The organism is Micromonospora sp. NPDC051006, assembly GCF_044456245.1.
Classification (GTDB): domain Bacteria; phylum Actinomycetota; class Actinomycetes; order Mycobacteriales; family Micromonosporaceae; genus Micromonospora.
Genome location: NZ_JBITFP010000035.1, coordinates 33,385 through 58,994, shown reverse-complemented (window position 1 = coordinate 58,994; position 25,610 = coordinate 33,385). Strand labels below are relative to the sequence as shown.

22 protein-coding genes are annotated in these 25,610 nt (G+C 73.4%); 10 read left to right on the top strand and 12 right to left on the bottom strand.

Annotated features, from left to right (window positions below):
- Positions 1–129: 129 nt before the first annotated feature.
- The 3 genes from ACIBBA_RS32030 to ACIBBA_RS32020 form a co-directional block, all read right to left on the bottom strand.
- Positions 130–522, bottom strand: a complete 393-nt coding sequence (locus tag ACIBBA_RS32030; RefSeq protein ID WP_350870082.1) for an SCO5389 family protein — start codon at positions 520–522, stop codon at positions 130–132.
- Between the two features lie 159 nt (positions 523–681).
- Positions 682–1,173 (bottom strand): SsrA-binding protein SmpB, encoded by a 492-nt coding sequence (gene smpB, locus ACIBBA_RS32025; RefSeq protein WP_357057712.1) that lies wholly within the window; start codon positions 1,171–1,173, stop codon positions 682–684.
- 65 nt (positions 1,174–1,238) lie between these two features.
- The gene (locus ACIBBA_RS32020; protein WP_396702422.1) at positions 1,239–3,470 is read right to left on the bottom strand and encodes a hypothetical protein; all 2,232 of its coding nucleotides are present in this window, start codon (positions 3,468–3,470) and stop codon (positions 1,239–1,241) included.
- A 180-nt stretch (positions 3,471–3,650) separates the two neighbouring features.
- Here ACIBBA_RS32020 and ACIBBA_RS32015 point away from each other — a divergent pair, with 180 nt between their 5' ends.
- From ACIBBA_RS32015 to ACIBBA_RS31990, 6 genes are all read left to right on the top strand, one after another.
- A complete protein-coding gene (locus ACIBBA_RS32015; protein ID WP_396702420.1) occupies positions 3,651–5,309 on the top strand; it encodes an FAD-dependent oxidoreductase in 1,659 nt (552 codons plus the stop codon).
- A complete protein-coding gene (locus ACIBBA_RS32010; protein WP_396702418.1) occupies positions 5,306–6,745 on the top strand; it encodes an ATP-binding protein in 1,440 nt (479 codons plus the stop codon). The genes ACIBBA_RS32015 and ACIBBA_RS32010 overlap by 4 nt, the downstream gene beginning before the upstream one ends.
- Before the next feature lie 113 nt (positions 6,746–6,858).
- Positions 6,859–8,814 carry an ABC transporter ATP-binding protein gene (locus ACIBBA_RS32005; protein ID WP_396702427.1) on the top strand — a complete coding sequence of 652 codons (1,956 nt, stop codon included), beginning with the start codon at positions 6,859–6,861 and terminating at the stop codon, positions 8,812–8,814.
- Positions 8,815–8,928: 114 nt separating this feature from the next.
- A complete protein-coding gene (locus tag ACIBBA_RS32000) occupies positions 8,929–9,978 on the top strand; it encodes an aldo/keto reductase (RefSeq protein ID WP_396702416.1) in 1,050 nt (349 codons plus the stop codon).
- A 411-nt stretch (positions 9,979–10,389) separates the two neighbouring features.
- On the top strand, positions 10,390–10,536 hold the full coding sequence (locus ACIBBA_RS31995) for a hypothetical protein (protein WP_396702414.1): 147 nt from the start codon (positions 10,390–10,392) through the stop codon (positions 10,534–10,536).
- The gene (locus ACIBBA_RS31990; protein ID WP_396702412.1) at positions 10,536–11,831 is read left to right on the top strand and encodes a putative sulfate exporter family transporter; all 1,296 of its coding nucleotides are present in this window, start codon (positions 10,536–10,538) and stop codon (positions 11,829–11,831) included. Before ACIBBA_RS31995 ends, ACIBBA_RS31990 begins: the two co-directional genes overlap by 1 nt.
- Before the next feature lie 92 nt (positions 11,832–11,923).
- Here ACIBBA_RS31990 and ACIBBA_RS31985 read toward each other — a convergent pair whose 3' ends face one another.
- The 6 genes from ACIBBA_RS31985 to ACIBBA_RS31960 form a co-directional block, all read right to left on the bottom strand.
- The gene (locus ACIBBA_RS31985; RefSeq protein WP_396702410.1) at positions 11,924–12,439 is read right to left on the bottom strand and encodes an NUDIX domain-containing protein; all 516 of its coding nucleotides are present in this window, start codon (positions 12,437–12,439) and stop codon (positions 11,924–11,926) included.
- A 240-nt stretch (positions 12,440–12,679) separates the two neighbouring features.
- Positions 12,680–13,318: an SRPBCC family protein gene (locus ACIBBA_RS31980; RefSeq protein ID WP_396702425.1), complete on the bottom strand. Its 639-nt coding sequence runs from the start codon at positions 13,316–13,318 to the stop codon at positions 12,680–12,682.
- Complete coding sequence (locus ACIBBA_RS31975; protein WP_350870064.1) at positions 13,318–13,689, bottom strand: metalloregulator ArsR/SmtB family transcription factor; 372 nt, start codon at positions 13,687–13,689, stop codon at positions 13,318–13,320. Before ACIBBA_RS31975 ends, ACIBBA_RS31980 begins: the two co-directional genes overlap by 1 nt.
- Before the next feature lie 28 nt (positions 13,690–13,717).
- Positions 13,718–15,814, bottom strand: a complete 2,097-nt coding sequence (locus ACIBBA_RS31970; RefSeq protein ID WP_396702407.1) for a xanthine dehydrogenase family protein molybdopterin-binding subunit — start codon at positions 15,812–15,814, stop codon at positions 13,718–13,720.
- Positions 15,811–16,800, bottom strand: coding sequence for an FAD binding domain-containing protein (locus tag ACIBBA_RS31965; RefSeq protein WP_396702405.1), 990 nt, complete (start codon positions 16,798–16,800; stop codon positions 15,811–15,813). Before ACIBBA_RS31965 ends, ACIBBA_RS31970 begins: the two co-directional genes overlap by 4 nt.
- Positions 16,797–17,348: a 2Fe-2S iron-sulfur cluster-binding protein gene (locus tag ACIBBA_RS31960; RefSeq protein WP_396702403.1), complete on the bottom strand. Its 552-nt coding sequence runs from the start codon at positions 17,346–17,348 to the stop codon at positions 16,797–16,799. The genes ACIBBA_RS31965 and ACIBBA_RS31960 overlap by 4 nt, the downstream gene beginning before the upstream one ends.
- Before the next feature lie 71 nt (positions 17,349–17,419).
- Between ACIBBA_RS31960 and ACIBBA_RS31955 the strand changes: the two genes are divergently transcribed.
- Positions 17,420–18,046, top strand: a complete 627-nt coding sequence (locus ACIBBA_RS31955) for an NTP transferase domain-containing protein (RefSeq protein WP_396702400.1) — start codon at positions 17,420–17,422, stop codon at positions 18,044–18,046.
- Between the two features lie 49 nt (positions 18,047–18,095).
- On the opposite strand, the gene ACIBBA_RS31950 is transcribed toward ACIBBA_RS31955, so the two are convergent.
- Complete coding sequence (locus tag ACIBBA_RS31950) at positions 18,096–19,328, bottom strand: family 16 glycosylhydrolase (RefSeq protein WP_396702398.1); 1,233 nt, start codon at positions 19,326–19,328, stop codon at positions 18,096–18,098.
- Positions 19,329–19,494: 166 nt separating this feature from the next.
- Positions 19,495–20,181, bottom strand: a complete 687-nt coding sequence (locus ACIBBA_RS31945) for a TMEM175 family protein (protein ID WP_396702396.1) — start codon at positions 20,179–20,181, stop codon at positions 19,495–19,497.
- 146 nt (positions 20,182–20,327) lie between these two features.
- On the opposite strand from ACIBBA_RS31945, the gene ACIBBA_RS31940 reads away from it, so the two are divergent.
- The 3 genes from ACIBBA_RS31940 (at position 20,328) to ACIBBA_RS31930 (ending at position 24,135) form a co-directional block, all read left to right on the top strand.
- Positions 20,328–20,957, top strand: a complete 630-nt coding sequence (locus ACIBBA_RS31940; protein WP_396702394.1) for a PadR family transcriptional regulator — start codon at positions 20,328–20,330, stop codon at positions 20,955–20,957.
- Positions 20,954–21,679 (top strand): ABC transporter ATP-binding protein, encoded by a 726-nt coding sequence (locus ACIBBA_RS31935; protein WP_396702392.1) that lies wholly within the window; start codon positions 20,954–20,956, stop codon positions 21,677–21,679. The genes ACIBBA_RS31940 and ACIBBA_RS31935 overlap by 4 nt, the downstream gene beginning before the upstream one ends.
- Before the next feature lie 71 nt (positions 21,680–21,750).
- Positions 21,751–24,135 (top strand): FtsX-like permease family protein, encoded by a 2,385-nt coding sequence (locus ACIBBA_RS31930; RefSeq protein WP_396702390.1) that lies wholly within the window; start codon positions 21,751–21,753, stop codon positions 24,133–24,135.
- A gap of 78 nt (positions 24,136–24,213) precedes the next feature.
- Here the strand turns inward: ACIBBA_RS31930 and ACIBBA_RS31925 are convergent, their stop codons facing one another.
- On the bottom strand, positions 24,214–25,590 hold the full coding sequence (locus ACIBBA_RS31925; protein WP_396702388.1) for a GH1 family beta-glucosidase: 1,377 nt from the start codon (positions 25,588–25,590) through the stop codon (positions 24,214–24,216).
- Between the last annotated feature and the right edge of the window lie 20 nt (positions 25,591–25,610).

The following is a 25,610-nucleotide window of genomic DNA, read 5'->3' as shown; positions in this document are numbered from 1 at the left end:
GTCTGCCGGCCTAAGTGTCCCCCCACCCGCCCCCGCTGCCCCTGCGCGGGCGCGGGGGGCGGGCCCGCCCCCCCCCCGCGGGCGGCGGCGCCCCCCCCCCCCGGGGGGGGGGGGGCGCCCCCGGCTGGTTCAGCAGTTGCGCAGCTCGGGTGACTGGTTGAGCAGCTGGCTGCGGGGCGACACGAACTCGCGGTACGTGCTCGTGTCGACCGCGGCCGGGCGGAAGGCGGCGACCCGGTGACAGTTCTGGAAGGCCAGCCGGACCCCGAAGTGCCGCTCCAGGCCGGCTCGGATCGCGTCGCTGGCCAGGGCGCGCAGCAGCTGACCCCGCTCGGCATCGGACGGCGGCGGAATCGTGTTGTCGGCGTGGTCGGCGCCGGTGGCCTCCAGTTCGGCGACCACGCGGCTCACCGTCGACCAGGCGTACGGAAGGGAGTCGCGGACGCAGGCGGCGAAGTCGGCGTCGTCGATCGGGCCGCGGTCGGCGGCCTCGAGCAGTGCGGGCGGGACGGTGAGGGACATGGTCATCCTCCAGTCAGAAATGACAACCGTTGTCATCAACGGCACGAATGGAGCACACCACGGGGCTGCGGTGGGGTCAACAGTGGACCGGCGTGCCGGTCTCGAACACGCCGGGAGCCCCGGCGCGGGTGACGGTGGAGCTGGCGGCGGCCGCCCTGATCAGGCCCGGCGGGTCCGGCCCTTCAGGTGCCGGCCCAGCTCCCGGGCGATCTCCCGGTTCGCGTCCCGCTCCGCCAGCGCCTGCCGCTTGTCGTACGACCGGCGGCCCTGGGCCAGGGCGAGCTCGACCTTGGCCCAGCCGTTGTCGAAGTACATCGACAGCGGCACGAGGGTGAAACCGCCCTCCCGGGTCTTCTCCACGATCCGGGCGATCTCCACCCGGTGCAGCAACAGCTTGCGGGTCCGCCGCGGTTGGTGGTTGGTCCAGCTGCCGAAGCCGTACTCGGCGATGTGCAGCCCGTAGAGCATGATCTCGCCGTCGCGCTCCTGGGCGAACGCGTCCACCAGCGAGGCGCGCCCCTCGCGCAGCGACTTGACCTCCGTGCCGACCAGCACGATCCCGGCCTCGTACGTCTTGAGCACGGTGTAGTCGTGCCGGGCCTTCTTGTTCGAGGCGATCAGCCGGCGCTCGGGCTGCCTGGAGGCGTTCACCCGGCCGAGGATAACCGCCGCGCCGCCCGCCGGCCCCGGCACTCGCCGGCCCCGGTACCCGCCGCTCAGCCGCCGGTGGCGCGGACGCGACGAACCAGCTCCCGCACCATGGCGAGGAACCGGTCCTCCGACTCGCACGGCCAGTGACCCAGGATCGGCGGCGGCACGCTCTCACCCGGTGGCACCACCACGTCGCTCGGGTCGATCTGCCGCCGGTCGACCCGAGCCGCCGGGTCGTCGGGCGGGGCCGGCTCGCCGCCCCGGTGCGGGGAGAAGATCCACCCGCCGATCTGGTCGGTGTCCCGCCAGATGTTGATCCATCGCCAGCCGACCCGCCGTCCCACCTCCCGCAGCACCTCGTCGTTGACGTACGCCGGGAAGAGGTGGGCGTAGAGCCGGCGCAGCGGCGAGCCGTAGGTGAGCAGGGCGACCCGGTCGCCGACCCCGTCCGGCAGTTGCAGCACGGTCGCGGCGAGCAGCACCGACCCGTGACTGTGCCCGGAGAGCAGCACCCGGTCCCCCTGCCGAACCAGGTGGGTGATCCGCCGGGCCAGCTCCGGCACGGCCCGTTCGGCGTAGCAGGGCGGCGCGAACGGATGGGCCGCGCGGGGCCAGAAGGTGCCCAGGTCCCAGATGACGCCGACGTAGCGGCGGAACTCGGCGGTCCGGTAGGCGAAGATGCCCCCGACCACCAGTCCGAGGATGACCGCCGCGATCACGTAGCTGCCCAGCCCGATGAAGAAGTTCACCAGCTCGCCGGGGATCCTGACGAAGCGGTGCGCGACCTCCGCCGGGTAGCGCCCCATCACCCCGAAGACGCTGGTCACCAGACCCAGCGCGATGAGGCAGGCGTAGGTCACGGTGAGCGGCTCCAGCCGCTCGGTGAACCGGGCCTTGGCGATCGTCCGCTCGACCTGCCGCAGCCGGGGCGCCGCCTCCGGTGGCGCGTCCGGGAAGTCGCGGGCGACGATGTCGGCCGCGACCCGCATCCGGGCCGGGCGGGACAAGACGGTGGCCACGAAGCCGACCGCCACGGTGCCGGCCACCGCCATCAGGAACCCGAAGATCGTCCACTTGAACGCCAGCGGCGGGCTGGTGACGAGGTGGTCGGCGGTGGGTTTGTCGCGGTCGAGCAGGTCCGACACCCGGTAGATCAGCTCGGAGGAGAACGCCACCGCCAGCCCGGTGGCCACGGCGGCGACCGCCGGCGCGCCCGGCCCGCGCACCGACTGGCCGCGCCGACGGGGCTGGCGCAGCGCGACCAGGCCGATGGCGCCCAGCAGCGCCGTCTGGGCCACGAAGATCCAGGCCATCGTCGCGCCGTAGCGGGGCAGCCCGGTGGCCTGCGGCCACGGCGACGGGTCGAGCAGGATGAACAACACCACCACCACGGTCAACACGCCGGCGACGGTCCGCAGGCCCCGGGTCAGCCGGTCCGTGACCGAGTCGGTGCCCGGCCGGTCGATCATCGGGTGCGCGCTGACCAGCGCCACGCAGGCCCCGAGGACGACCCCGACGAGGATGGTCAGCACGAGCCAGGCGACGGACGCCGCCGAGCCGGCCCGGGCGGCCAGCAGGCTCGCGTCCAAGGTCGCGAACGCGGCCGCGACGTGGATCGACCGCAGCCGGCCGACGAACGGGCCCGCATCCCACTGGCCGACCGCGCCGAGCTGGTGCACGTTGTACCCGGCTGCCGTGGACGGGCGGAACGCGGCGAACGGCCGGCCGGGCAGAGCCCCGAGCCACCAGACCACGCCGATGGCCGCCGCGGGCACCAGGGCGAGCACCGCCAGGCGCAGACCCATCCGTTGTCCACCGAGCCAGGACAGCCAGTCGCGGCCGGAGAGACAGGTCGGGCTGGACATGCAGCGCCAGCCGACCATGTCCAGCGCGACTCCGACGACGGTGAGCACGTAGAGCGCGGTCAGGGTGAGCCCGAGCACCCGGCAGAGCACCTTCATCGCGAGGTGCGCCCGGCCCCGCTTCGGCCCCATCCAGACCGCGACGTTGCAGAGCATGAACGGCAGCAGGAACACCAGCGACAGGGTGCGTACCGCGGTCCCTGACGGCAGGTCGCTCCAGCGGTACACCTCCGGGATCAGCCCGTCCGGGCCGGTGCTGTCCGGGTAGCCGGGACGCGGCCGGAAGAAGCCACCGTTACGGTCTCCGGCCACCTGGTGCGCGTGCGGCCGGTCCAGCACCTGGGCGGCATCCGCACCGGAGACGCCGTGCACGCGTAGCTCGACGACCTCGCCGGACGTCGCCGGCCCGGTCGACGACGCTGGCGTCTCCGACATCGGCCCCCCGAGGTGTCTACGGCAACCGGCACCGCCTCGCCCGGCCCGGCCGGTGCCCGGCCGGTGCCCGGCCCCGGTTACCCGCCCCGGCGCGGCCCAACCGTCGCGGCTGCCCCGGCCCGACGCCGCAGGCGGGGGGACAGGTGCGTTCCCGGCGGCGGGAGTGGTTTCATGGGCGCCATGGCGAACCCGGTGATCCTGACCATCGACGACGACCCGGTGGTCTCCCGGGCGGTGGCCCGCGACCTCCGTCGCCACTACGGCGAGCGCTACCGGATCGTCCGGGCCGGGTCGGGCCCGGAGGCACTGGAGGCGCTGCGCGAGATCAAGCTGCGCGGTGAGCGGGTGGCGCTGTTGCTGGCCGACTACCGGATGCCCGACATGACCGGTATCGAGTTCCTCGAGGCGGCGATGGACCTCTTCCCGGCCGCCCGCCGGGTGCTGCTCACCGCGTACGCCGACACGGACGCCGCGATCGAGGCGATCAACGTGGTGGACCTCGACCACTACCTGCTCAAGCCCTGGCACCCTCCGGAGGAGAAGCTCTATCCGGTCGTGGACGGTCTGCTGGAGACGTGGGCGGCCACCCCGGACGCGGCGCTGAGCGAGATCCGGGTGGTCGGGCACCGCTGGTCCGCGCCGTCGTTCAAGGTCCGCGACTTCCTGGCCCGCAACCTGATCCCGTACCGCTGGCTGCTCACCGACGACCCGGAGGGGGCGCGGCTGCTGGCCGCGGCCGGCGCCACCGAGGACGAGGTGCCCCTGGTGGTGACCGCCGACGGCAAGACCCTGGTCGGCCCCACCCCGGCCGAGCTGGCCAGCGTGGTCGGCCTCACCGTCGAACCGACCACCGACTTCTACGACCTGGTGGTGGTCGGCGCCGGGCCGGCGGGCCTCGGCTCGGCGGTGTACGGCGCGTCCGAGGGTCTGCGCACGGTGCTGGTGGAGCGCCGGGCCACCGGCGGTCAGGCCGGGCAGAGCAGCCGGATCGAGAACTACCTGGGCTTTCCCGACGGTGTCTCCGGCGCACAGCTCACCGACCGGGCCCGCCGGCAGGCGTTGAAGTTCGGCGCGGAGATGCTGACGACCCGGGAGGTGGTCGGCCTGACCGAGGGCGGCGGGGCCCGACTGCTGCGCTTCGGCGACGGCACCGAGATCGCCGCGCACACCGTGGTCCTGGCCACCGGGGTCTCCTACCGCGTGCTCGACGCGCCCGGCCTGGCCGAGCTCACCGGCCGCGGGGTCTTCTACGGCTCCGCCGCCACCGAGGCGCCGAGCTGCGTCGACCAGGACGTCTACATCGTGGGCGGGGCCAACTCGGCCGGCCAGGCCGCGGTGCACTTCTCCCGGTACGCCGCCCGCGTGCACCTGCTGATCCGCGGTGCGGACCTCACCGCCTCGATGTCGCGCTACCTGATCGACCAGCTGGACCGGATCGACCGGATCACCGTGCACCCGCACACCCGGGTGGCCGCCGGCGCGGGCGGGGACCACCTGGAACGCCTCACCCTCTGTGACACCCGCACCGGCGAGCAGCGCACCGTCGACACCTCCTGGCTGTTCATCTTCATCGGGGCGGAGCCGCGCACCGACTGGCTGGACGGCGTGCTGGTGCGCGACTCGCGCGGTTTCATCGTCACCGGCCCCGACCTGGTCACCGGCGGGCAGCGGCCGCCGGGCTGGTCGCTGACGCGCGACCCGTACCACCTCGAGACGAGCCTGCCGGGGGTCTTCGCCGCCGGAGACGTGCGGGCCGAGTCGGTCAAGCGGGTCGCGTCCGCCGTCGGCGAGGGCGCGATGGCCGTCTCGCTCGTGCACCGTTACCTGGAGGCGCAGTGAACACCCCGACCGACCGGCTGGGCCCGGAGCAGCTGCGGACCCTCTTCCTGTTCGAATCCCTCGACGACGACCAGTTGGCCTGGCTGGCCGAGCACGGCCGGGTGGAGCAGCGCGCCGGCGGCACCGTCGTCTACGCCGAGGGCGAGGCGGCGACCTGCTTCTTCGTGCTGCTGCACGGCGTGGTGACGATGACCCGCCTGGTCGGTGGCGACGAGGTGGAGGTGACCCGCACCGAGCAGCGCGGGGTGTACGGCGGGGCCACCCAGGCCTACCTGGACGACGAGAGCGAACAGCTCTACCGCAACACGCTGCGGGCGGTCGTCGACTCGGAGTTCTTCGTGCTGCCGGCGGAGAGCTTCGCCGAGGCCGTCCGCTCCTGGTTCCCGATGGCGATGCACCTGCTGGAGGGGCTCTTCGTCGGCATGCGGGCCAGCCAGACCATCGTCGGTGAACGGGAGCGGCTGCTCGCCCTCGGTTCGCTTTCGGCGGGGCTGACCCACGAGCTGAACAATCCCGCCGCGGCGGCGGTGCGGGCCACCTCGGTGCTGCGGGACCGGGTGGCCGGCATGCGGCACAAGCTCGCCATGATCGCCGATGGCCGGCTGGACGGGCGGGGCCTGCAGGCTCTGGTCGAGCTGCAGGAGGAGGCGGTGGCCCGGGTGGCCGCCGCGCCGAAGCTGAGCCCGATGGCCGCCGCCGACGCCGAGGACGCGCTCACCGACTGGCTGGACGAGCACGGCGTGGGCGGCGCCTGGGACCTGGCGCCGACCCTGGTCGGCGGCGGTGCCGACATCGACTGGCTGGCCCGGGTGAAGGCCCATGTCGGCCCGGCCGACCTGGAGGCGGCCGTGCGCTGGCTCACCTACACGGTGGAGACCGAACTGCTGATGCGGGAGATCGGCGACGCGGTCACCCGGATCTCCGGCCTGGTCGGTGCGGCCAAGCAGTACTCCCAGCTGGACCGGGCGCCGTTCCAGGTGGTCGACGTGCACGATCTGCTCGACGCGACGCTGGTGATGTTCAAGGCCAAGATCCCCGCCGGGGTCAAGCTGGTCCGGGAGTACGACCGCGACCTTCCGCCGGTGCCGGCGTACGCGGCGGAGCTGAACCAGGTCTGGACCAATCTGATCGACAACGCGCTCGGCGCGATGGGGGAGAAGGGCACTCTGACCGTCCGGACCGGACGCTCCGGCGACCAGCTCACGGTCGAGGTCGTCGACACCGGGTCCGGCATCCCGCCGGAGGTCCGCCCGCGCATCTTCGAGCCGTTCTTCACCACCAAGCCGGTCGGCTCCGGCACCGGGCTCGGGCTGGACATCTCGTACCGGATCGTGGTCCGCAAGCACCACGGCGACATCCGGGTGGAGAGCGTGCCCGGCAACACCACCTTCCGGGTGCTGCTGCCGCTCACCGCGGAGCACCCGCCCGCGCCCTGACCGGACACGCGGTTGGCACAGTCGTTCGACACGCCGATGACAGGCAGACACGACGCGGTCGCGGACCGTAGGCTCCCGGCGATACCGCCGCCAGAGGAGGCGCCGTGGAGTCGATGGCCCGTCAGCGTCCCCCGTCCGGCGATCCCCCGCCCCAGCGGTCGGCCGACGACGCCGCAGGTGTCCTCCCGGAGCTGGAGGACTACGCATGGATGCACCACGCCAGCGAGTTCGCGCACACCAGCTTCTGGGCGGTGGCCCGTCGGCTGCCCCGGCTGGTACGCGAGGCGGTGGCGCTGGCCTGGGCGGCCAGTCGACGGGACACGGTCGCCTCGATCGGGCTGAACGTCGCCGCCGGGGTGCTCACCACGTTCGGCCTGCTCGCCACCACCAACGTGCTGCGTGAGCTGTTCGCCGTCGGCCCGACCCCGGACCGGGTCCGGGCCGCGCTGCCGGCCCTGCTGGTGGCCGCGGTCGCCGTCTTCGCCCGTGGTGGCCTGCTGATCGCGGCGGGCTGGGCGCAGGCCCGGCTCACCCCGCAGATCAACTACGCGGTGGAGCTTCGTCTCTTCGAGACCACCACCGCCGTCGACCTGGCCGCCTTCGACGACGCCGGGTTCGCCGAGGAGATGGACCGGGCCCGCGAACGGGGGATGACCGAGGCGGCGTACATCGTGGACCACACCGTCAACCTGGTGACGGGCGTGGTCGGTCTGCTCGCCACCGCCGCGGCGGTGGCGGTGATCCAGCCGGTGCTGCTGCCCTGCCTGCTGCTCGCCGCGGTGCCGCAGGCGGTCACCGCGGTCCGGATGGCCCGCCGGCAGTACCTCGCCATGCTGGCCCGCATCAACCGACACCGGCGGATGGGGATGCTCGCCCACCTGATGGCCAACCGGCACACCGCCGCCGAGGTGCGCGTCTACCAGATGCGCGACTTTCTGCTCTCCGAGTACCGGGCGATGATGGCCGTCGAGACCCGGGCCCACCTGCGGCTGGTCCGGTCGCAGACCGGCACCCGGGTGATCGGGGCGAGCATCGCCGGGCTGGCCACCTTCGGCCTCTACGCCGTCCTCGGCGCGCTGCTGCTCGGTGGGTTGGTGGCGCTCGCCGCGGCGGCCACCGCGCTGCTCGCCCTCCAGTCCGCGCGCACCAGTCTCGGCGTCGCGGTCCTCGCCACCAACTCGCTCTACGAGGACGCCCTCTACTACCAGGACTACCGCGACTTCCTGGAGCGGGCCCGGGGTCGCGTCACGGCCGTCGGCGAGGGCCGGGTCGACGGGTTCGACGCGATCACGCTCGACCGGGTGAGCCTGCGCTATCCGGACACCGACCGGCCGGCCGTGGACGAGGTCAGCCTCACCGTGCGCCGGGGCGAGGTGGTCGCGCTGGTCGGCGAGAACGGCTCGGGCAAGACCACGCTGGCCAAGCTCATCGCCGGCCTCTACCGGCCGACCGCCGGGGCCGTGCGCTGGGACGGGGTCGACGCCGCCGAGTTGGATCCCCGGCTGCTCGGCGCGCACGTCGCGGTGATGACCCAGGAGTGGTGGAAGTTCCCGTTCACGGCGGGGCAGAACATCCGCATCGGACGGCACGACCGGGAGCCGGGGCGGCCGGGACCGACCGTCCAGGACGCCGCCCGCTCCGCCGCCGCGCACGAGATGATCGCCGGGCTGCCGTACGGCTACGACACCCTGCTCGACCGGGAGTTCAAGAACGGCCAGGACCTCTCCGGTGGGCAGTGGCAGCGGCTGGTGGCCGCGCGTGGGCTCTACCGCGACGCCGCCCTGCTGATCTGCGACGAGCCCTCGGCGGCGCTGGACGCCCGGGCCGAGCACGCGCTCTTCCAACACCTGCGCCGCCGGCCGGAACGGGCGGTCGTCCTGATCACGCACCGGCTCGCGAACGTCCGGCACGCCGACCGGATCTTCGTGATGGACCAGGGCCGCCTTCTCCAGCAGGGCAGCCACGACGAGCTGATGGCGGCCGGTGGCCTCTACCGCGAGCTCTTCGAACTGCAGGCCAGCGGCTACCTCGCCGGTTCGCCCGAGGGCGAGCCGGGTGTGCCGCGCTGACCCGTCCGACCCGGCGGCACCGGTCCGGCGTTGACTTCCAGTGCACGCGAACTCCTAGCGTGGGCGCACCGCAGCGGGTTCGCCGCGGTGCGATCGACGGCAGGGAGCACAGGCATGCGTTACCGCGTTCTCGGCGGCACCGGCATCGAGGTGAGCGTCCACGCGCTCGGCACGATGATGTTCGGCGCGGTCGGTAACCCCGACCACGACGAGTGTGTCCGGATCATCCACGCCGCCCTCGACCGCGGGATCAACCTCGTGGACACCGCGGACATGTACTCCGCCGGCGAGTCCGAAATGATCGTCGGGAAGGCGCTGCGCGGGCGCCGGGACGACGTGGTGCTCGCCACCAAGGTGCACTTCCCGATGGGGGAGGGGCGCAACCGCCGCGGCAACTCCCGACGCTGGATCATGCGCGCCGTCCAGGACAGCCTGCGCCGGCTGGGCACCGACTGGATCGACCTCTACCAGGTCCACCGCCCGGATCACACCACCGACGTCGAGGAGACCCTCGGCGCCCTCACCGACCTGGTCCGCGCCGGCACCATCCGCGCCTTCGGCTGCTCGACCTTCCCGGCGGAGGAGATCGTCGAGGCGCAGCACGTCTCCGAGCGGCGCGCGCTCGGCCGCTTCCGCACCGAGCAACCGCCGTACTCGTTGCTGGCCCGGGGCGTCGAGGCGGACGTGCTCCCGGTCAGCCGACGCTACGGCATGGGCGTTCTGACCTGGAGTCCGCTCGCGTCAGGCTTCCTCTCCGGACGCTTCCGCGACGGCCGGCCGGTCGACATGACCAGTGGGCGGGCCGCCCTCACGCCGGCCCGCTTCGACCCGGCCATCCCGGGCAACGCCGCCAAGTACCGGGCGGTCGAGGAACTGTCCGGTCTGGCCGAGCGGCTGGGCTGCACGCTGCCCGAGCTGGCGGTGGCCTTTCCCGCCGCGCATCCGGCGGTCACCTCGGTGATCATCGGACCGCGCACCATGGCCCAGCTCGACGGGCTGCTCGCCGGCGCCACGCTCACCCTCGACGACGCGGCGCTCGACCGGATCGACGAGATCGTGCCGCCCGGGGAGAACCTCTACGCCCCGGACGGCGTCTGGCGTCCACCGGCGTTGACCGATCCGGTAATGCGCCGGCGCCCGGCTGCCGAGCGCGCCGCGGCCTGACAGGTTCGCCGCAACGATCGGGGCGGGTGGCGTACGCCGCCCGCCCCTCGCACTCTTCGCCCGCCGTCCGGATGATGGACGATCCTTGTATTCCTATGGGCTAGATAGGAATATGGGCGCGTGCCGATCGGTCTGCTGCTCATCTCCCGCCGGGTCGTCGACCTGATGCGGGTCGCCTCCGGGCTCTGTACCGGCTCCGGCCGTCGGCCGGCCTGACACCACAGGCCGCGTCGGCCCTGCATCAAGAAGATCCCGCGCCGCCCGGCTCGACGCCGAGCCGCCGGCCGACCTGCGCCGGCCGAACCGGGCCCGGCCCGGTCCCGCCCGAGCCGGCCACGTCCACGGCTTGCCCGTGCCCACCGCCTCTCGCCTCCCTGCCGCCTGCGCTGCCGCATCGCGAAGGAACACTTCATGAGCCTCGACGATCCATCGTCCGCACCGCCCACCGTGTCCGAGAGCCGCTTCGCCCTCAACGAGGACTGGGCGGCCACCCTCCTCGGCCTGCTCCTGCTCGGGCTGGTCCTGCTCGGCGTCATCCCCACCGGGCTGGTGCCCTGATGAGCACCGACGCCACCCGCGCCACGGACCCGAGCGCCCCGACCGATCGCGACCCCGTGGCGGTCGACGCGACCGTCACCCCCACGACCGACCCGGCCGCCGAGGCCCGCCCCGGCGCGACCGACCCGACCGCCGCGACCCGGCTCGATCCGACGGACCAGGCCACCGAGACCCGGCCCGACCCGACCGGCCCGCCGCTCGTTCCGGCCGGCCCCCGCTCCGGCGCGTTCTGGGCCTGGACAGGGCTCGGCCTGCTGATCGTTCTCGCCCTGGCAGCGCTGACCCGCTACCTGGAACAGAACGTGCCCGTCTTCGCCGAGGGCACCGCGCTGGAGGACATCGCCGCGGCGATCGAGTATCCGGTCTACGCCATCGTGCTCGGTCTGCTCGGCAACGCGGCGGTCACGCTGTCCGGGCTGCGCGACCGGATCGCCGCCGCGTTCCGCACCGAGTTCTTCATCAAGACCGGCCTCGTCCTGCTCGGCGCCTCGATCAACCTCGCGGTCATCGCCAGTGCCGCCGGCCCCGCGATCGCCCAGGCGGTTCTGCTGATCAGCGGGGTGTTCCTGTTCACCTGGTGGCTCGCCGGCCGGCTCGGGCTGGACGACAAGCTGCGCGCGTTGCTGGCCTCCGCCGTGTCGATCTGCGGGGTCAGCGCCGCGATCGCCGCCGCCGGGGCGGTGCGCGCCCGGCGGGAGCAGTTGGCCTACGCCGCCAGCCTGGTCATCGTCTTCGCCCTGCCGTCGATCTTCATCCTGCCCTGGCTGGCCGACGTGCTCGGGCTGGAGCCGGCGGTGGCCGGTGCCTGGATCGGCGGCAACATCGACACCACGGCGGCGGTGACCGCGGCCGGGGCGCTCGCCGGCGAGGAGGCGCTGCAGATCGCCAGCATCGTCAAGGTCACCCAGAACGCGCTGATGGGCGTGGTGGCGGTGGCCCTCACCGCGTACTTCACCCTGCGGGTCGAGCGTCGCGCTGGTGCGGCCCGGCCGAAGCTGGTCGAGCTGTGGCACCGGTTCCCGAAGTTCGTGCTCGGGTTCATCGCCGCGTCGGTGATCGCCACCTGGTACCTCGACGCGGCCGGCTCGGACGGCAAGGCCACCATCGCGGTCGTCAACGACCTGCGGGTGTGGTTCCTGATCCTGGCCTTCGTGAGCATCGGCCTCGAGGTGCGGGTGACCGCGCTGCGGGAGGCCGGCTGGCGGCCGGTGGCCGTCTTCGCCAGCGCAACCGTGTTCAATCTCCTGCTCGCGCTCGGCCTGGCTTCGCTGCTGTTCCGCGACTTCGCCGCCTGATCCCGCCGGGCGCCCGGGGCCGCACGCCTCCCCGGGCGCCCGGCGGCTCCGGGCCCGCCCGCACGGCCCGCACGGCCCGCCGGGCTCGACGGTCAGCCGGCGGTCTGGGCGGCGAGGAAGTCAGCCAGCACCCGGGTGTGCGTGTCGAAGGCGAGCTCGGTCGGCTCGGTGAGCACCAGCCACTCGGTCGCCTCCTCGGTGGGCGCCGACGGCGGCAACTGCTCGGCGCGCTGCTCGGGCAGCACGCCGAAGACCATCATGGTGCCGCCGGCGGGCGCGCCGTGCACCGCGAAGAGCGTCGCGTCCTCCGCCGCGGCGAGCAGGCCGGTCTCCTCGCGCAGCTCCCGGACCAGCGCCTCGTTCCACTCCTCGCCGTACTCGATGAAGCCGCCGGGGAGGGCGAGCTGGCCCCGGGCCGGCTCGATGTCCCGGCGGACGACCACCACGCCGAGGCCGGCGGCGGTGCGCACCGGCAGAACCGCCACCGCGACCGGCAGCGGATTGCGCCAGACCGTCTGCCCACAGACCGGGCAGACCCGCGGCCAGCCGGCCGCCGCCGGGTACGCGGACCCGCAGAACGAGCAGTGGGAGTACGGCGCGCCGGTCATGCCGCAGCACGTTACCCGCGCCCCGTCCCGCGCCGCCGTTCCCGGTCATCTCGCCGGCCGACGTGGGCACTACCGCCGTGCTCTCCGGGTCGGACAGTCGGCGCGCGCCCAAGGTCGACTCGGCTTTCCGGAAGTCGGGCCATCGTGTGGCCCGGACGGCCCGACCTCCGGGAGCCCGAGTCGATCAACGCGCGGCGCACCGCGGCGCCGGGCCGAGTCCCGCCGCTCGGGCGCGCCGGGTCAGGCGGCCGGGACGCCGGTGTAGAAGGCGGTGGTGCGGTCGGTGGCGCCGCGGGCGGCCTCCGGATCGGTGCCGGCGGCGACGCTCGCCTCGCCCCAGAGCTCGCTGCTGGCCGTGATGAACCGCCGCCCCTCGTCCGAGACCGACCAGGCCTCGGCCTCCTCCGGCGAGACCCCGGAGCCGTCCCCGGCCAGGTACGAGGCGAGGCCGAGCAGGGCCAGGTCCCAGCCGACGCCGACCGCGCCCGGGCCGAACTGGGCCCACCGGTCGTCGTCCACGTGCGCGATGTGGTCGAGTTCGAAACGCGTCCGGTCGCCGTCGAGCGCGGTGAACCGGACCTCGATCCAGCTCACCTCGCCGCCGAACTCCCAGGTGGCGGCGAAGCTGTTGGGCGGGTCGCACCGCTCGACGGTGCCGCTGGCGTTGCCCTGCAACTCGTAGCGGCCGTTCAGCCGCAGGTCACCGGAGATCGGCATGAACCAGCGGGGGATGCGTTCGGCGTTGGTGCAGGCGTCCCAGACGTCCTCGAGTGGCGCGTCGTACGTCTGGCTGAGCGTGCTCACGCGGGCCTCGCCGGCCTCCAGGGTGCGGCTGCCGACCTGGCGGCGGACGCCGTTGATCTGCTCGGTCACGTCCATCATCGTTCTCCCTGTTCTTCGGTGGAGTCGGTGGATTGCTCGCGGAGTCGCCGTTCGCGCTTGCCGCGGGCGAGTTCGGTGGCCAGTGCGGCCAACGGCGGGGCCCAGAACCGGCGGAAGTGGTCGAGCCACTGGTCGACGTCGCGTAGCGGCCGCGGGTCGACCGCGTAGAGCCGCCGTGTCCCCTCCGGTCGGACGGTGGCGAAACCGTTGTCCCGCAGCACCTTGAGGTGCTGCGAGACGGCCGGTTGGGAGATGCCGAACTCGCGCTGGACCACCGCGCTGAGGGCGCCGGCGGTCGTCTCGCCCTCGGCGAGCAGTTCGAGGATCCGGCGCCGCACGGGGTCACCCAGCACATCGAAGGCGTGCACCCGAACAGTTATATCAGTCGGAGCTTAATTAAGCCAAGCGTGAAGCACCGAGCAGCTTGTCGAGGCGGATCGGCAGGTTGCGTACTCGGACACCGGTCGCGTGCCGTACCGCGTTGGCGATCGCCGCCGCCGTGCCGACGATCCCGATCTCGCCGATGCCCTTCACCCCGGACGGGTTCAGCTCCGAGTCCTCCTCCGGCACCCAGTACGCCTCGATCCGCTCGACGTCCGCGCAGCCGGTGATGTGGTACGTGGCCAGGTCGTGGTTGACCCAGTCGCCGTACCGCTCGTCGAGCACACCCTCCTCGTGCAGCGCCATGGACAGGCCCATGGTCATGCCGCCGATGAGCTGGCTCCGCGCGGTCGTCGGGTTCACCACCTGGCCGGCGGCGAAGACCCCCAACAGTCGGCTTACCCGGACCTCGCCGGTGTCCGCGTCCACTCGGACCTCGGCGAACTGTGCGCCATAGGCGTAGCGGGCCAGGGGCCGCTGGGCCCTCACCTCGTCCGCGGTGCTCGCCTCGACGGTCAGCCCGTCGGCCGGCAGCTCGCCCGAGTGGTGCGCGAGCTGGTCGCGCAACCCCTGGCAGGCGCGTACCACTGCCCAGCTCCACGACGAGGTCCCCATCGAGCCGCCGGCGACGCCGGCGGGCGGCAGATCGCTGTCGCCGACGAGGATCCGGACCCGCTCCGGCGGGACGCCGAGCGCGTCCGCGGCCACCTGCCACAGGGCCGTCCGGGCGCCGGTGCCGATGTCGGCGGCGTTGATCCTGACCAGGTGATCGCCGCCGGGAAGGGCGGTGGCGGTGGCGGCGGCGGCCCGCGCCCGGGCCGGGTAGCTGGAGCCGGCCACGCCGGTGCCGATCATCCACCGGCCCTCGCGCCGGGCGCACGGTCGCGGGTTGCGCTCGGCCCAGCCGAACCGGCGGGCGCCCTCGATGAGGCAGGCGACGAGGTTACGGCTGCTGAACGGGTGGCCCTGGTCCGGGTCGACCGCCGGATCGTTGCGAATCCGCAGCTCGACCGGGTCCACCCCGCACGCCGTGGCCAGCTCGTCCATCGCCGACTCCAGGGCGTACGCCCCCGGGCACTCGCCCGGTGCCCGCATCCAGAACGGCGTCGGCACGTCCAGCCGCACCAGGCGGTGGGTGGTGCGCCGGTGCGGACCGGCGTACATGCTGCGGGTGTAGACCGCGGTCTGCTCGGCGAATTCGGTGATCATCGAGGTCTGGCTGATCGCGTCGTGGCAGATTGCGGCGATCCGGCCGTCGGCGTCCGCGCCGAGCCGGACCCGCTGGATGGTCGGGGTGCGGTAGCCGACCGGTCCGAAGATCTGCTGGCGGGTCAGGGCGAGCCGTACCGGCCGGCCGACGTGCTGGGCGGCCATCGCGGCGAGCACCACGGCGGCCTTCGGGGATCCCTTGCTGCCGAACCCGCCGCCGACGTGTTCGTTGACCACCCGGACCGACTCCCTGGGGATCCGGAACAGCTCGGACAGCGAGACCTGCACGGGCGTCGAGCCCTGGTTGGAGTCGTGCACCAGCAGGTGCCCGTCGCGCCACTGCGCCGTGGTGGCGTGCGGCTCCATCGGGTTGTTGTGGTACGCCGGCGTCCGGTAGGTCGCGTCCACCTGCACCTCGGCGGCGGCGAACCGGGCGTCGAAGTCCCCCTCGGCGGTGTCCGTCGGATAGTTCGGGTTGACCTTGTCCGGGCGGTACAGGCCGGGGTGATCGGCGGTGAGGACCGTGCTGTGCGGCTCGGTGTCGTACTCGATCCGGACCAGCCGGGCCCCTTCCCGGGCCGCCTCGATGCTCTCCGCCATGACCACCGCGATCAGCTGGCCACGGTAGTGCACGACCGGATCCTGGAGCAGGTACAGCTCCGAGTCCACGTCCGGCGCGAGCCGGGGCGCGTTGCCGTGGTGCAGCACCGCGAGCACGCCGGGCACGGCGAGGGCCGGGTCCGGGTCTATCCGGGTGATCCGGCCGCGCACCGCGGCCGCCGGCACGGCCCACCCGTACGTCACGTCGTCCACCGGGTACTCGACGGCGTACCGCGCGGTGCCGGTGACCTTCTCCGGGCCCTCCAGGCGGGGATGCGGCTGGCCTACGGCGCCGGTGCTCATGCGCCCGCCTCGGCCAGCTCGGTCAGCGCGCGGACGGTGATGGCGCGCACCAGCGGCACCTTGAACGCGTTGTGCCGCAACGGACGGGCCGCGTTCAGCTCGGCGTCGGCGGCCAGGGCGGCCAGCTCCGGCGTGAACGGGCGGCCGCGCAGTTCCGCCTCGGCCCGGTAGGCCCGCCAGGGCCGGTGCGCCACCGCGCCGTAGGCCAGTCGTACGTCGCGCACCACGCCGGCGTCCAGCTCGAGCACCGCGGCCACCGAGCCGACGGCGAAGGCGAACGAGGCCCGGTCGCGCACCTTGAGGTACGCCGAGCGGCGCGCGGCCGGCAGCGGCGGGATCCGGACGCCGGTGATCAGCGCGCCGCGGGGGAGGGTCGTCTCCCGTTCGGGGTGCTCACCCGGTGACCGGTGTAGCTCGGTGACCGGCACCTCACGTGCTCCGCCGACCTCGACGACCTCGACGACCGCGTCCAGCGCGGCGAGCGCGACCGCCAGGTCCGACGGATGGGTGGCCACGCACTGCTCGGACCAGTCCAGGATGGCCAGGTCGCGGTTCTGCCCCTGCCGGGCCGCGCAACCGGTGCCGGGCTCGCGCTTGTTGCACGCCTTGGCGGTGTCCTGGAAGTAGACGCACCGGGTGCGCTGCAACAGGTTGCCGCCGGTGGTCGCCATGTTGCGCAGCTGGCCGGAGGCGGCGGCGAGCAGCGCGCGGGCGAGCACCGGGTAGTCCCGGCGGACCACCGGATGCGCGGCCAGGTCGCTGTTGCGGGCGGTCGCGCCGACGCGCAGCCCGCCGTCGGGCAGTTCCTCGATTCCGTCGAGCGGCAGCCGGCCCACGTCGACCAGCAGGTCGGGTCGCTGCACGCCGAGCTTCATGAGGTCCACCAGGTTGGTCCCGCCGGCCAGATAGGCCGCCTCCGGGTCCGCGCCGAGCAGCGCCACGGCCTCGGCCACGTCGGCCGGCCGGCGGTAGCGGAACGCCCTCACCGGGACGCCGCCGACTCGATCACCGCGGCGACGATGTGCGGGTACGCCGCGCACCGGCACAGGTTGCCGCTCATCCGTTCGCGGACCTCCGCCTCGGTCAGCCGTACCGGCCCGGTGAGGTCGTCGCTGACCGCGCTCGGCCAGTTCTCGGCGACCTCGTCGAGCATTCCGCGGGCCGAGCAGAGCTGCCCGGGCGTGCAGTAGCCACACTGGAACGCGTCCTGCGCGATGAATGCCTCCTGCAACGGGGAGAGCCCGTTCGGACCGGCCAGCCCCTCCACGGTGAGCACCGAGCAGCCGTCCAGGGTGACCGCGAAGATCAGGCAGCTCTTCACCCGCCGGCCGTCGAGCAGCACCGTGCAGGAGCCGCACTGACCGTGGTCGCAGCCTTTCTTCGCGCCGATCAGGCCCAGCTTCTCGCGCAGCGCGTCGAGCAGCGTGGTGCGATTGTCCAGGGTCAGCTCGCGCCGGGTGCCGTTGACGGTGAGGGCGACCCGGGACGAGCGCTCGTCGTCGGCCGTCGCGGCGTTCCCGGTCCCCTCCTGCACCGGTTCATAGTAGCTTTACCGGGTCTAAGCGGGAGAAATCCGGCATGACGTTCCCGGAAGGGGGAGGCCGGGTGCGGGACGAGAGTGTCGCGGGTCTGCTGCTCGCGGCCGGGGCCGGCCGCCGGTTCGGTCGCCCGAAGGCGCTGGTCGAGTACCGCGGCGAGCCGCTGGTGCGACGGGCGGTGCGGCTGCTGCGGGCTGGTGGCTGCGCGCCGGTACACGTGGTGGTGGGCGCCGGCGCCGACGAACTGCCGGCGCTGCCCGATGTCGAGCTGGTCCACAACCCCGACTGGCAGCGGGGGATGGGCCTCTCCCTGCGCGGCGGCCTGGCCTCGATGCCCGAGTGGGTGGCCGCCGCCGTGGTGGTACTGGTCGACCAGCCGCTGCTCAGCCCGGCCGCGGTACGACGGGTCCGGGCCGCGCACGCCGCCGGCGCCACCGTCGCGACGGCCACCTACGCCGGCCGGCCCGGGCACCCCGTGCTGCTGGGCCGCGCCAGCTGGCCGCTGCTGGACCGTTACGCCACCGGCGACCGGGGCGCGCGCGACCTGCTACGGGCCCGCCCCGACCTGGTCGTCCGGGTGCCCTGCGACGACGCCGGCCACCCCCTCGACCTGGACACTCCGCACGACCTGGCGCGCGCCACCGCCCTCCCCGGCGATCATGCAGTCGTGGTGCCTACCGAAAGCCGCGAATGAGGCTGGGTCAGGCACCACAACTGCATGATCAACCGGGATGGGGAGGGGGTCAGCGGCGCCACTTCTGGTTGGCGCTGCCGGTGCAGTCCCAGATCTGGAGGCGGGTGCCGTCGGCGGAGCTCATTCCGGTGGCGTCGAGGCACTTGTTGGCCTGGGGATTGACGATGTCACCGGCGGCGGAGAAGACCCAGCGCTGCGCCCCGCTGCCGTTGCAGTCCCAGAGCTGGACCCTGGTCCCGTTCGCGGTACCGCCGCTGGCCACGTCGAGGCACTTGCCCAGTGCCCGCACCGAACCGTCGCCGGCCCAGGTCCAGCGCTGCGCGGCGGTGCCGTTGCAGGTCCAGAGCTGCACCGCGGTGCCGTTGGCGCTGTTGGCCCCGGCCACGTCGACACACTTGTTGCCGATGCCGACGATCGGCGCGCCGGTGCCGCCTCCGCCGCCGGTGTCCCAGGCCTGCACCCGGACGTAGTCGACCGTCATCGTCTGCGGGAAGACCGTGCTCCCGTCGGGCGAGCCGGGCCAGTTACCGCCGACCGCGACGTTCATGATCATGAAGAACGGGTGGTCGAAGACCCAGCGGTTGCCGCGCAGGTCGGCCGGGGTCTTGCGGGAGTACTGCACGCCGTCGAGGTACCAGGTGATCGAGTCCGGCGCCCAGTCGATGGTGTAGGTGTGGAACGCGTCGGCGAGCGCCTGGCCGCCGGGCAGCGAGGTCTGGGCGCCGACCGCGTTGCCGCCCGAGTAACCCGGCCCGTGCAGCGTGCCGTGCACGGTGGACGGCTCGTAGCCGACGTTCTCCATGATGTCGATCTCGCCCCGGTCGGGCCAGTTGTTGCTGCTGGTGCCGAGCATCCAGAAGGCCGGCCAGATCCCCTGTCCTCGGGGAATCTTGATGCGCGCCTCGAACCGCCCGTACGCCTGGGCGAACGTGCCCGAGGTGAGCAGCCGGGCCGAGGTGTACTGGCAGCTGCCGTACCAGCAGGAGAAGTTGCTCGGGTTCTCCCGCCGTGCGGTGATCACTAGATTGCCGTTACCGTCCAGCGCCGCGTTGCGGGTGCTGTTGGTGTAGTACTGCAGCTCGTTGTTGCCCCAGCCGCCGCCACCGATGTCGTAGCGCCACTTGCTGGCGTCCGGCGCTGAGCCGGCCGCGCCGTTGAAGTCGTCGGACCAGGTCACCGCGCCGGGCGCGGCCGCGGCGGGGGCCTCGGTGGTCGCGGTGAGCGCGACGCTGAGCCCCACGCCGGCGATGGCGAGCGCGGCGATGGCGCGAATTCTGCGCACGGGAAGCCTCCCTGCGGTCTCGGATTGTCCCCGGACCTCGGCCCCGCCTCGGCGTACCAACCGGATGAGAAACTGTGAAGACACCGGGGAGATTGACGTTCAACAATCTATTCACCGGTTTGAACGGTGTCAAGAGAGCGCTCTCCGGCCTCCCGGGTCGCCGGGTCTAGCGGCGCCGCCCACCGACGAGTCGCCCGAGCGGGCCGGCGCGCAGGCCCTCGCTGGTGAGCGCGTGATAGGCGATCATGACGATGATGCCGACCAGTCCGAGCACGGGATCGACGAACCAGCCGAGCAGGCCGGCCAGCCCGTAGAGGAGCAGCCCGGTGATCGGGCGGGCGCGCTGCGCGCGGGCGTGCGCGACGTCGACGCCGGACGCCAGCAGCGCCGGGTGGCGGTGCAGATAGCCGAAGAAGAGCAGCCAGGGCGCGGACATCAGGGCCGCCGACGCGGCGTACAGCGCGACGGCCGCCCGCTGGTCGGCGGTGTCGCCTTCGGCGAACGCGGAGGCCAGCACCGCCGTGGGGAACGGGATGATCACCGCGCCGAAGAGGATGCCGAGGTTGATCCAGTTGAGCGCCAGGGTGGTCCCGCGGATCAGTCGCAGCAGCGCGTGGTGGTTGAGCCAGATCACTCCGATGTAGGCGAAGGAGACCACGAACGCCAGGTAGGACGGGCCCTCGTGGCCGAGCGCGGCCAGCAGGTCGCCGTGGTGGTATTCCGGTACCCGCAGCTCCAGCACCAGCAACGTGATGACGATGGCGAACACCCCGTCGCTGAACGCCTTCACCCGGTCGGTCTCGGACATCCCGAGCCCGCCGTCAGGCGGCCCGGGCTCCTTCGCTGCGGCCATGGCGGCAGGCTATCCGCCGCGACGGCCACGGGTGGTGCATTGTCCGATTCGGACGGCGCGTCGCCACACCGGTGTCGAACAGATGGGGCGCGTGGGCACAGGATACTGTGTATTATACCGAGTATGCTAACTCGGAGTGAGGGAAGGTGAGCATCCGCCACGCCATGTTGGCGCTGCTCACCGAGGCACCGAAGTACGGTCTGCAGCTCCGCCAGGAGTTCGAGGCGCGCACCGGCGAGGTCTGGCCGCTGAACGTCGGACAGGTCTACACCACCCTGCAACGCCTGGAGCGTGAGGGACACGTCGAGTCCGACGACGCCGAACGTGACGGCGCGCAGAAGCGCTACCGGCTCACCGCCGACGGCGAGCGGGAGCTGCACAGTTGGCTACGCACACCCCCGCAGGCCGGGCCACCACCCCGCGACGAACTCGTCATAAAGGTGCAGGTGGCGATGCGGCTGCCCAAGGTGGACGTGCACGAGATCCTGCAGGCCCACCGCCGGCGGACCGTCGAGGAGATGCAGCGCTACACCCACCTCAAGGCCGACGCGGAGCCCGAGGACCTCGGCCTCGGTCTGGTCGTCGACGCCGAACTGTTCCGGCTCGAGGCGGTCGTCCGCTGGCTCGACGCGGCCGACGCCCGCCTGCGCAACCTGCCGCCCACGCCCGTCGCCGCTGGCCCCACGCCGGACGCCGAGGGTGCCGCCGGCGCAGCCGCCGGGAAACGTGCCACCCACTCGCCCGGCCAGGCCCGCGCGGCGGGAGCCCGACGATGAGCCCGGTGCTCAGCCTGCGGCAGGTGTCCAAGGTGTACGGCCACCCCACCGCCCCCGTGCATGCCCTACGCGCCGTCGACCTCGACGTCGACGCCGGTGAGCTGGTCGCCGTCATGGGCCCGAGCGGCTCGGGCAAGAGCACCCTGCTGACCATCGCCGGAACCCTGGAGGAGCCCAGCTCCGGTCAGGTGACGATCTGCGGGTCCGACCTGTCGACGCTCTCCGCGGACGCCACCGCCGGGCTTCGTCGCCGCTCGCTCGGCTTCGTCTTCCAGGACCTGAACCTGCTCGCCGGCCTCTCCGCCGTCGAGAACGTGGCCCTGCCGCTCGAGCTCGACGGCCTGGCCGCACGTCCGGCGCGGGCCGCCGCGCTGCGGGTGCTGGCGGAACTGGGGCTGACTGATCGGGCCGCCCACTTTCCGGACGATCTCTCCGGCGGTGAACGTCAGCGGGTGGCGATAGCCCGGGCCGTGGTGGGCGACCGCCGGCTGCTGCTCGCCGACGAGCCGACCGGCGCCCTCGACGCGGCCAGCGGCGAGGGCGTCATGCGGATGCTCCGCGCGGCGTGCAAGCGGGGAATCGCCGGGGTGATGGTGACCCACGACGCCCAGCTCGCCTCGTGGGCGGACCGGGTGATCTTCATTCGCGACGGTCGGGTGGTCGACCAGACCGCACCGCCGGCCAGCCCCGACGCTCTGCTCACCCCGGACGCGACGTCGTGACCCCTTCGCTGAGGACGCCCCGAGCCCCGTCGGCCAGGCCCGCTGGTGGCGGGTTCCCGGCCCGTCGCGCGGTGATTCGCTGGGCGGTACGGCTGTTCCGCCGGGAGTGGCGCCAGCAACTGCTGGCCATCACCCTGATCACTGTCGCCGTCGTCGGCACCACCTTCGGCGCCGCGGCGACCTGGAACCTGGCGGCGTCGAGCGACGCGGCCTTCGGCCGAGCCGACCAGCTCATGCGGTTCTCCGGCGACGACCCGGCCACCGGCGCCCGCATCGCCGCCGCCCGGGAGTGGTTCGGCACCATCGACGTGATCGGACACCGACACGTGCAGGTGCCGGGCCGGTTCGACCCGGTCGACGTCCGGGCGCAGGACCCGGCCGGCGCGTACGGCGGACCGATGCTCGACCTGCGGCAGGGGCGTTACCCGGACGCGGCCGGCGAGGTGGCGGTGACCGATGGGGTGTCGCGGGCCCTGCGCGCCGAGATCGGCGCCCGGGTGCGGCTCGGCGACCGCGACCACCTCGTCGTCGGCGTGGTGGAGAACCCGGAGAACCTCGCCGACGAGTTCGCCCTCACCGACGTGGCGCACGCCGACGCACCGCAGTCCGTCACCGTGCTCGTCGCGGGCGACCGGAGCAGACTCGACGCCTTCCGGCAGACCATCGACGGACCCGTGGTGCGGGAGTCCCGGCCAGCCGCGGGCCGGACCGCGCTCACCGTCGCGGCGCTCGCGCTCGCCGCCGTCGGCCTGTTGCTGGTGTCGCTCGTGGCCGCCGCCGGGTTCGTGGTGCTCGCGCAGCGCCGACTGCGCCAGCTCGGCATGCTGGCGGCGATGGGCGCGACCCGCCGGCACCTGCGGCTGGTGGTGCTCGCCAACGGCGCCGCCGTGGGCGCGGTCGCGGCGATCTGCGGCACCGCCGGCGGTATCGTCGCCTGGCTGTTCACGGCCGGGTTCGTGGAGACCGCCGCCGGGCACCGGATCGACCGGTTGGACCTGCCCTGGGCGACGATCGGGGCGGGCATGCTGCTGGCCGTGGCCGCCGCGACCGCCGCCGCGTGGTGGCCGGCGCGGGCGGTCGCCCGTACGCCGATCATGAGTGCCCTGTCGGCCCGGCCACCGACGCCGCCGCCGGCACGGCGGACAGCCCTGGCCGCGCCGGTGTTGCTCGCGGCGGGCCTCACCGCGCTCGTGCTCTCCAACGGGTCGAACCCGCCGCTCGTGGTCGCCGGCAGCGTCTGCACCGCGCTCGGCGTCCTCTTCGTCGGCCCGCTGGCCATCCCGGCGTTGGCCGCGCTGCGCGGCCGCCTGCCGGTAGCGTCCCGGCTCGCCCTGGCCGATCTGGTCCGGTACCGGGCGCGTAGTGGTGTGGCGCTCGCCGCGATCAGCCTTGCGGTCGGCATTTCCGCGGCGGTCGTGGTGGGCTCCGCCGCCGCGGAGCACCGCGCTCGCGAGGCGGCCGGGCTGGGCAATCTCGCCGAGAGTCAGCTGCTGATCCGGATCGGCCAGCCCGTCCCGGTGATCCCGGAACGCACCCCGGCGCAGCTCGCTGGCCTCGACGCCGGCACCGGCACGATCGCGGCGGCCATCGGCGCGTCCACCGTCATCCCGCTGGACATGGCGGTGGTGGCTGACTACACCGATCCCGGTCAGGAGGGGGGACCGACCGGCCACCCGGCCGTCGAGATCGGTGCCCCGGCCCCGCCCGGCGGCTCGACCACGTCACACCCGCTCTATGTCGCGAATCCCGGGCTGCTGGGGCTGCACGGCTTGGACGCCGCGGCGGTCGGTGCCGACGTCGACGTGCTCACCACCCGCACCGGGCAGCTCGAACTGGTGAACATCCCCGCCCGCGGGGTCCGGCCGACGGTTCGGACGCTGCCCGCGCTCGACTACTCCTCGATGCCGGCTTCGCTCATCACCACCGGCGCGCTCGACCGGCACGGCTGGCAGCCCGCGCGGGTCGGCTGGTTCCTGGCGACCGACCACCCGCTGACGGAGGGGGAGTTGGCCGCGGCGCAGGACCTGGCCGCCGGGGTCGGGCTCACCGTCGAGTCGCGCCGGGAACAGTCGTCGCTGACGGCGCTGCGGACGGGCGCGACGGCGGTCGGGGTGCTGCTCGCTCTCGGTGTCCTGGCGACGACCGTCGGGCTGATCCGGGGTGAGGCGGCGGCCGACCTGCGGACCCTGACCGCGACCGGCGCGCCGCGGCGGGTACGCCGCACGTTGACCGCCACCACGGCCGGCGCGCTCGCCCTGCTCGGTGCCGTCCTGGGGGTGGCCGGTGCCTACCTGGCCATGGTCGGCGCGCTGCATCGCGACCTTGACCCGCTCGGCTCGGTGCCCGTCGCGCATCTCGCCGCGACGACCGGCGGGCTGCCGCTGCTGGCCGCCGCCGCCGGTTGGCTGCTCGCCGGCCGCCTGCCGGCGTCGTTCGCCCGTCGCGTCCTGGACTGAGCCGTCCGACGAGCGGGTTCGGGCCCTGGGTGCCGCCCGGCGCGGCACCCAGGGATCCCGGGCCCCGTCGGCCCGCTCTCAGGCCACCGGCGCGGCGGCTCCGGTCGCACCGGAGAGCCGCTGGTGGGCACGGATCAGCTCGGCGTAGCGGTAGCCGCTGGCCTTGACCGTCCGCCGCTGGGTGGCGTAGTCCACGTGCACCAGGCCGAAGCGCTTGTCGTAGCCGTACGCCCACTCGAAGTTGTCGAGCAGCGACCAGACGAAGTAGCCGGCGAGCGGGACTCCCCGGGCGACCGCGGCGGCGCAGGCGGCCAGGTGCTGCTCCAGGTGGTCGGTGCGCTCCTTGTCCTCCACGGCGCCCTCCGCGGTGACCTCGTCATGCCACGCGGAGCCGCTCTCGGTGACAATGATCTTCCCGGGCCGGTACTCCTCGCTGACCGCGACCAGCAGTTGCTCCAGCCCGGCGGGGTACATCTCCCAGCCCATCGCCGTCTCCACCGAGCCGGGCACCGGCACCTGCCGGGCGTGCGGCGGCGGACCGGCCGGATCGTCGGTCACCACCTGGCGGAAGTAGTAGTTCACCCCGAGGAAGTCGGTGGGCGTGGCGATTACCGCCAGGTCGTCGCCGCGCACCGGCGGCTCGACGCCGTACGTCTCGACCATGTCGGCGGGGTAGCCGCGACCGTGCACCGGGTCCAGCCACCAGCGGTTGACGTGACCGTCCATCCGCCGGGCCGCCGCCACGTCCTCCGGCCGGTCCGACGCCGGCTCGATCGGGCTGAGGTTGAGCACCAACCCGACCGAGGCGGGTAGGGTCGCGTTGGCCCGCACCGCCTGGGTGGCCAGCCCGTGTCCGAGCAGCGTGTGGTGCGAGGTGTGTACCGCCCGGGTGAGATCCCGGTCGCCGGGGGCCATCCGGCCCTCCAGGTGTCCGATCCAGGAGACGCAGAGCGGCTCGTTGACCGTGTTCCAGTCGCTGACCCGGTCGCCGAGGCGGGCGGCGACGACCGCGGCGTAGTCGGCGAACGCCTCGGCGGTGGAGCGCTGCGGCCAGCCGCCCGCGTCCTGCAGGGCCTGCGGCAGGTCCCAGTGGTAGAGCGTGACGAACGGCCGGATGCCGTCGGCCAGCAGGCGGTCGACCAGCCGGTCGTAGAAGTCGAGCCCGGCGGCGTTCACCTGGCCGACGCCCTGGGGCAGCACCCGCGGCCAGGCCACCGAGAACCGGTACGCGTCGACCCCGAGGCGGCGCAGCAGCGTCATGTCCTCCGGCCAGCGGTGGTAGTGGTCGCAGGCGACCGCGCCGGTGTCGCCGTTGTCGACGTTGCCGGGGATCGCCGAGAAGGTGTCCCAGATGGACGGCGATCGCCCGTCGGCGTCGACGGCACCCTCGATCTGGTACGCCGCGGTGGCGACACCCCAGAGGAAGTCGGGCGGCAGCTTGGACAGGTCCGGCACGGGTTGGTTCTCCTTAGCGG

Coding starts and splice junctions, on each gene's coding strand:
- ACIBBA_RS32030 (WP_350870082.1), bottom strand. CDS start 522: ATGTCCCTCACCGTCCCGCCCGCACTGCTCGAGGCCGCCGACCGCGGC.
- ACIBBA_RS32020 (WP_396702422.1), bottom strand. CDS start 3,470: ATGTCGGAGACGCCAGCGTCGTCGACCGGGCCGGCGACGTCCGGCGAG.
- ACIBBA_RS32015 (WP_396702420.1), top strand. CDS start 3,651: ATGGCGAACCCGGTGATCCTGACCATCGACGACGACCCGGTGGTCTCC.
- ACIBBA_RS32005 (WP_396702427.1), top strand. CDS start 6,859: ATGGCCCGTCAGCGTCCCCCGTCCGGCGATCCCCCGCCCCAGCGGTCG.
- ACIBBA_RS32000 (WP_396702416.1), top strand. CDS start 8,929: ATGCGTTACCGCGTTCTCGGCGGCACCGGCATCGAGGTGAGCGTCCAC.
- ACIBBA_RS31995 (WP_396702414.1), top strand. CDS start 10,390: ATGAGCCTCGACGATCCATCGTCCGCACCGCCCACCGTGTCCGAGAGC.
- ACIBBA_RS31990 (WP_396702412.1), top strand. CDS start 10,536: ATGAGCACCGACGCCACCCGCGCCACGGACCCGAGCGCCCCGACCGAT.
- ACIBBA_RS31985 (WP_396702410.1), bottom strand. CDS start 12,439: ATGACCGGCGCGCCGTACTCCCACTGCTCGTTCTGCGGGTCCGCGTAC.
- ACIBBA_RS31980 (WP_396702425.1), bottom strand. CDS start 13,318: ATGGACGTGACCGAGCAGATCAACGGCGTCCGCCGCCAGGTCGGCAGC.
- ACIBBA_RS31970 (WP_396702407.1), bottom strand. CDS start 15,814: ATGAGCACCGGCGCCGTAGGCCAGCCGCATCCCCGCCTGGAGGGCCCG.
- ACIBBA_RS31945 (WP_396702396.1), bottom strand. CDS start 20,181: ATGGCCGCAGCGAAGGAGCCCGGGCCGCCTGACGGCGGGCTCGGGATG.
- ACIBBA_RS31935 (WP_396702392.1), top strand. CDS start 20,954: ATGAGCCCGGTGCTCAGCCTGCGGCAGGTGTCCAAGGTGTACGGCCAC.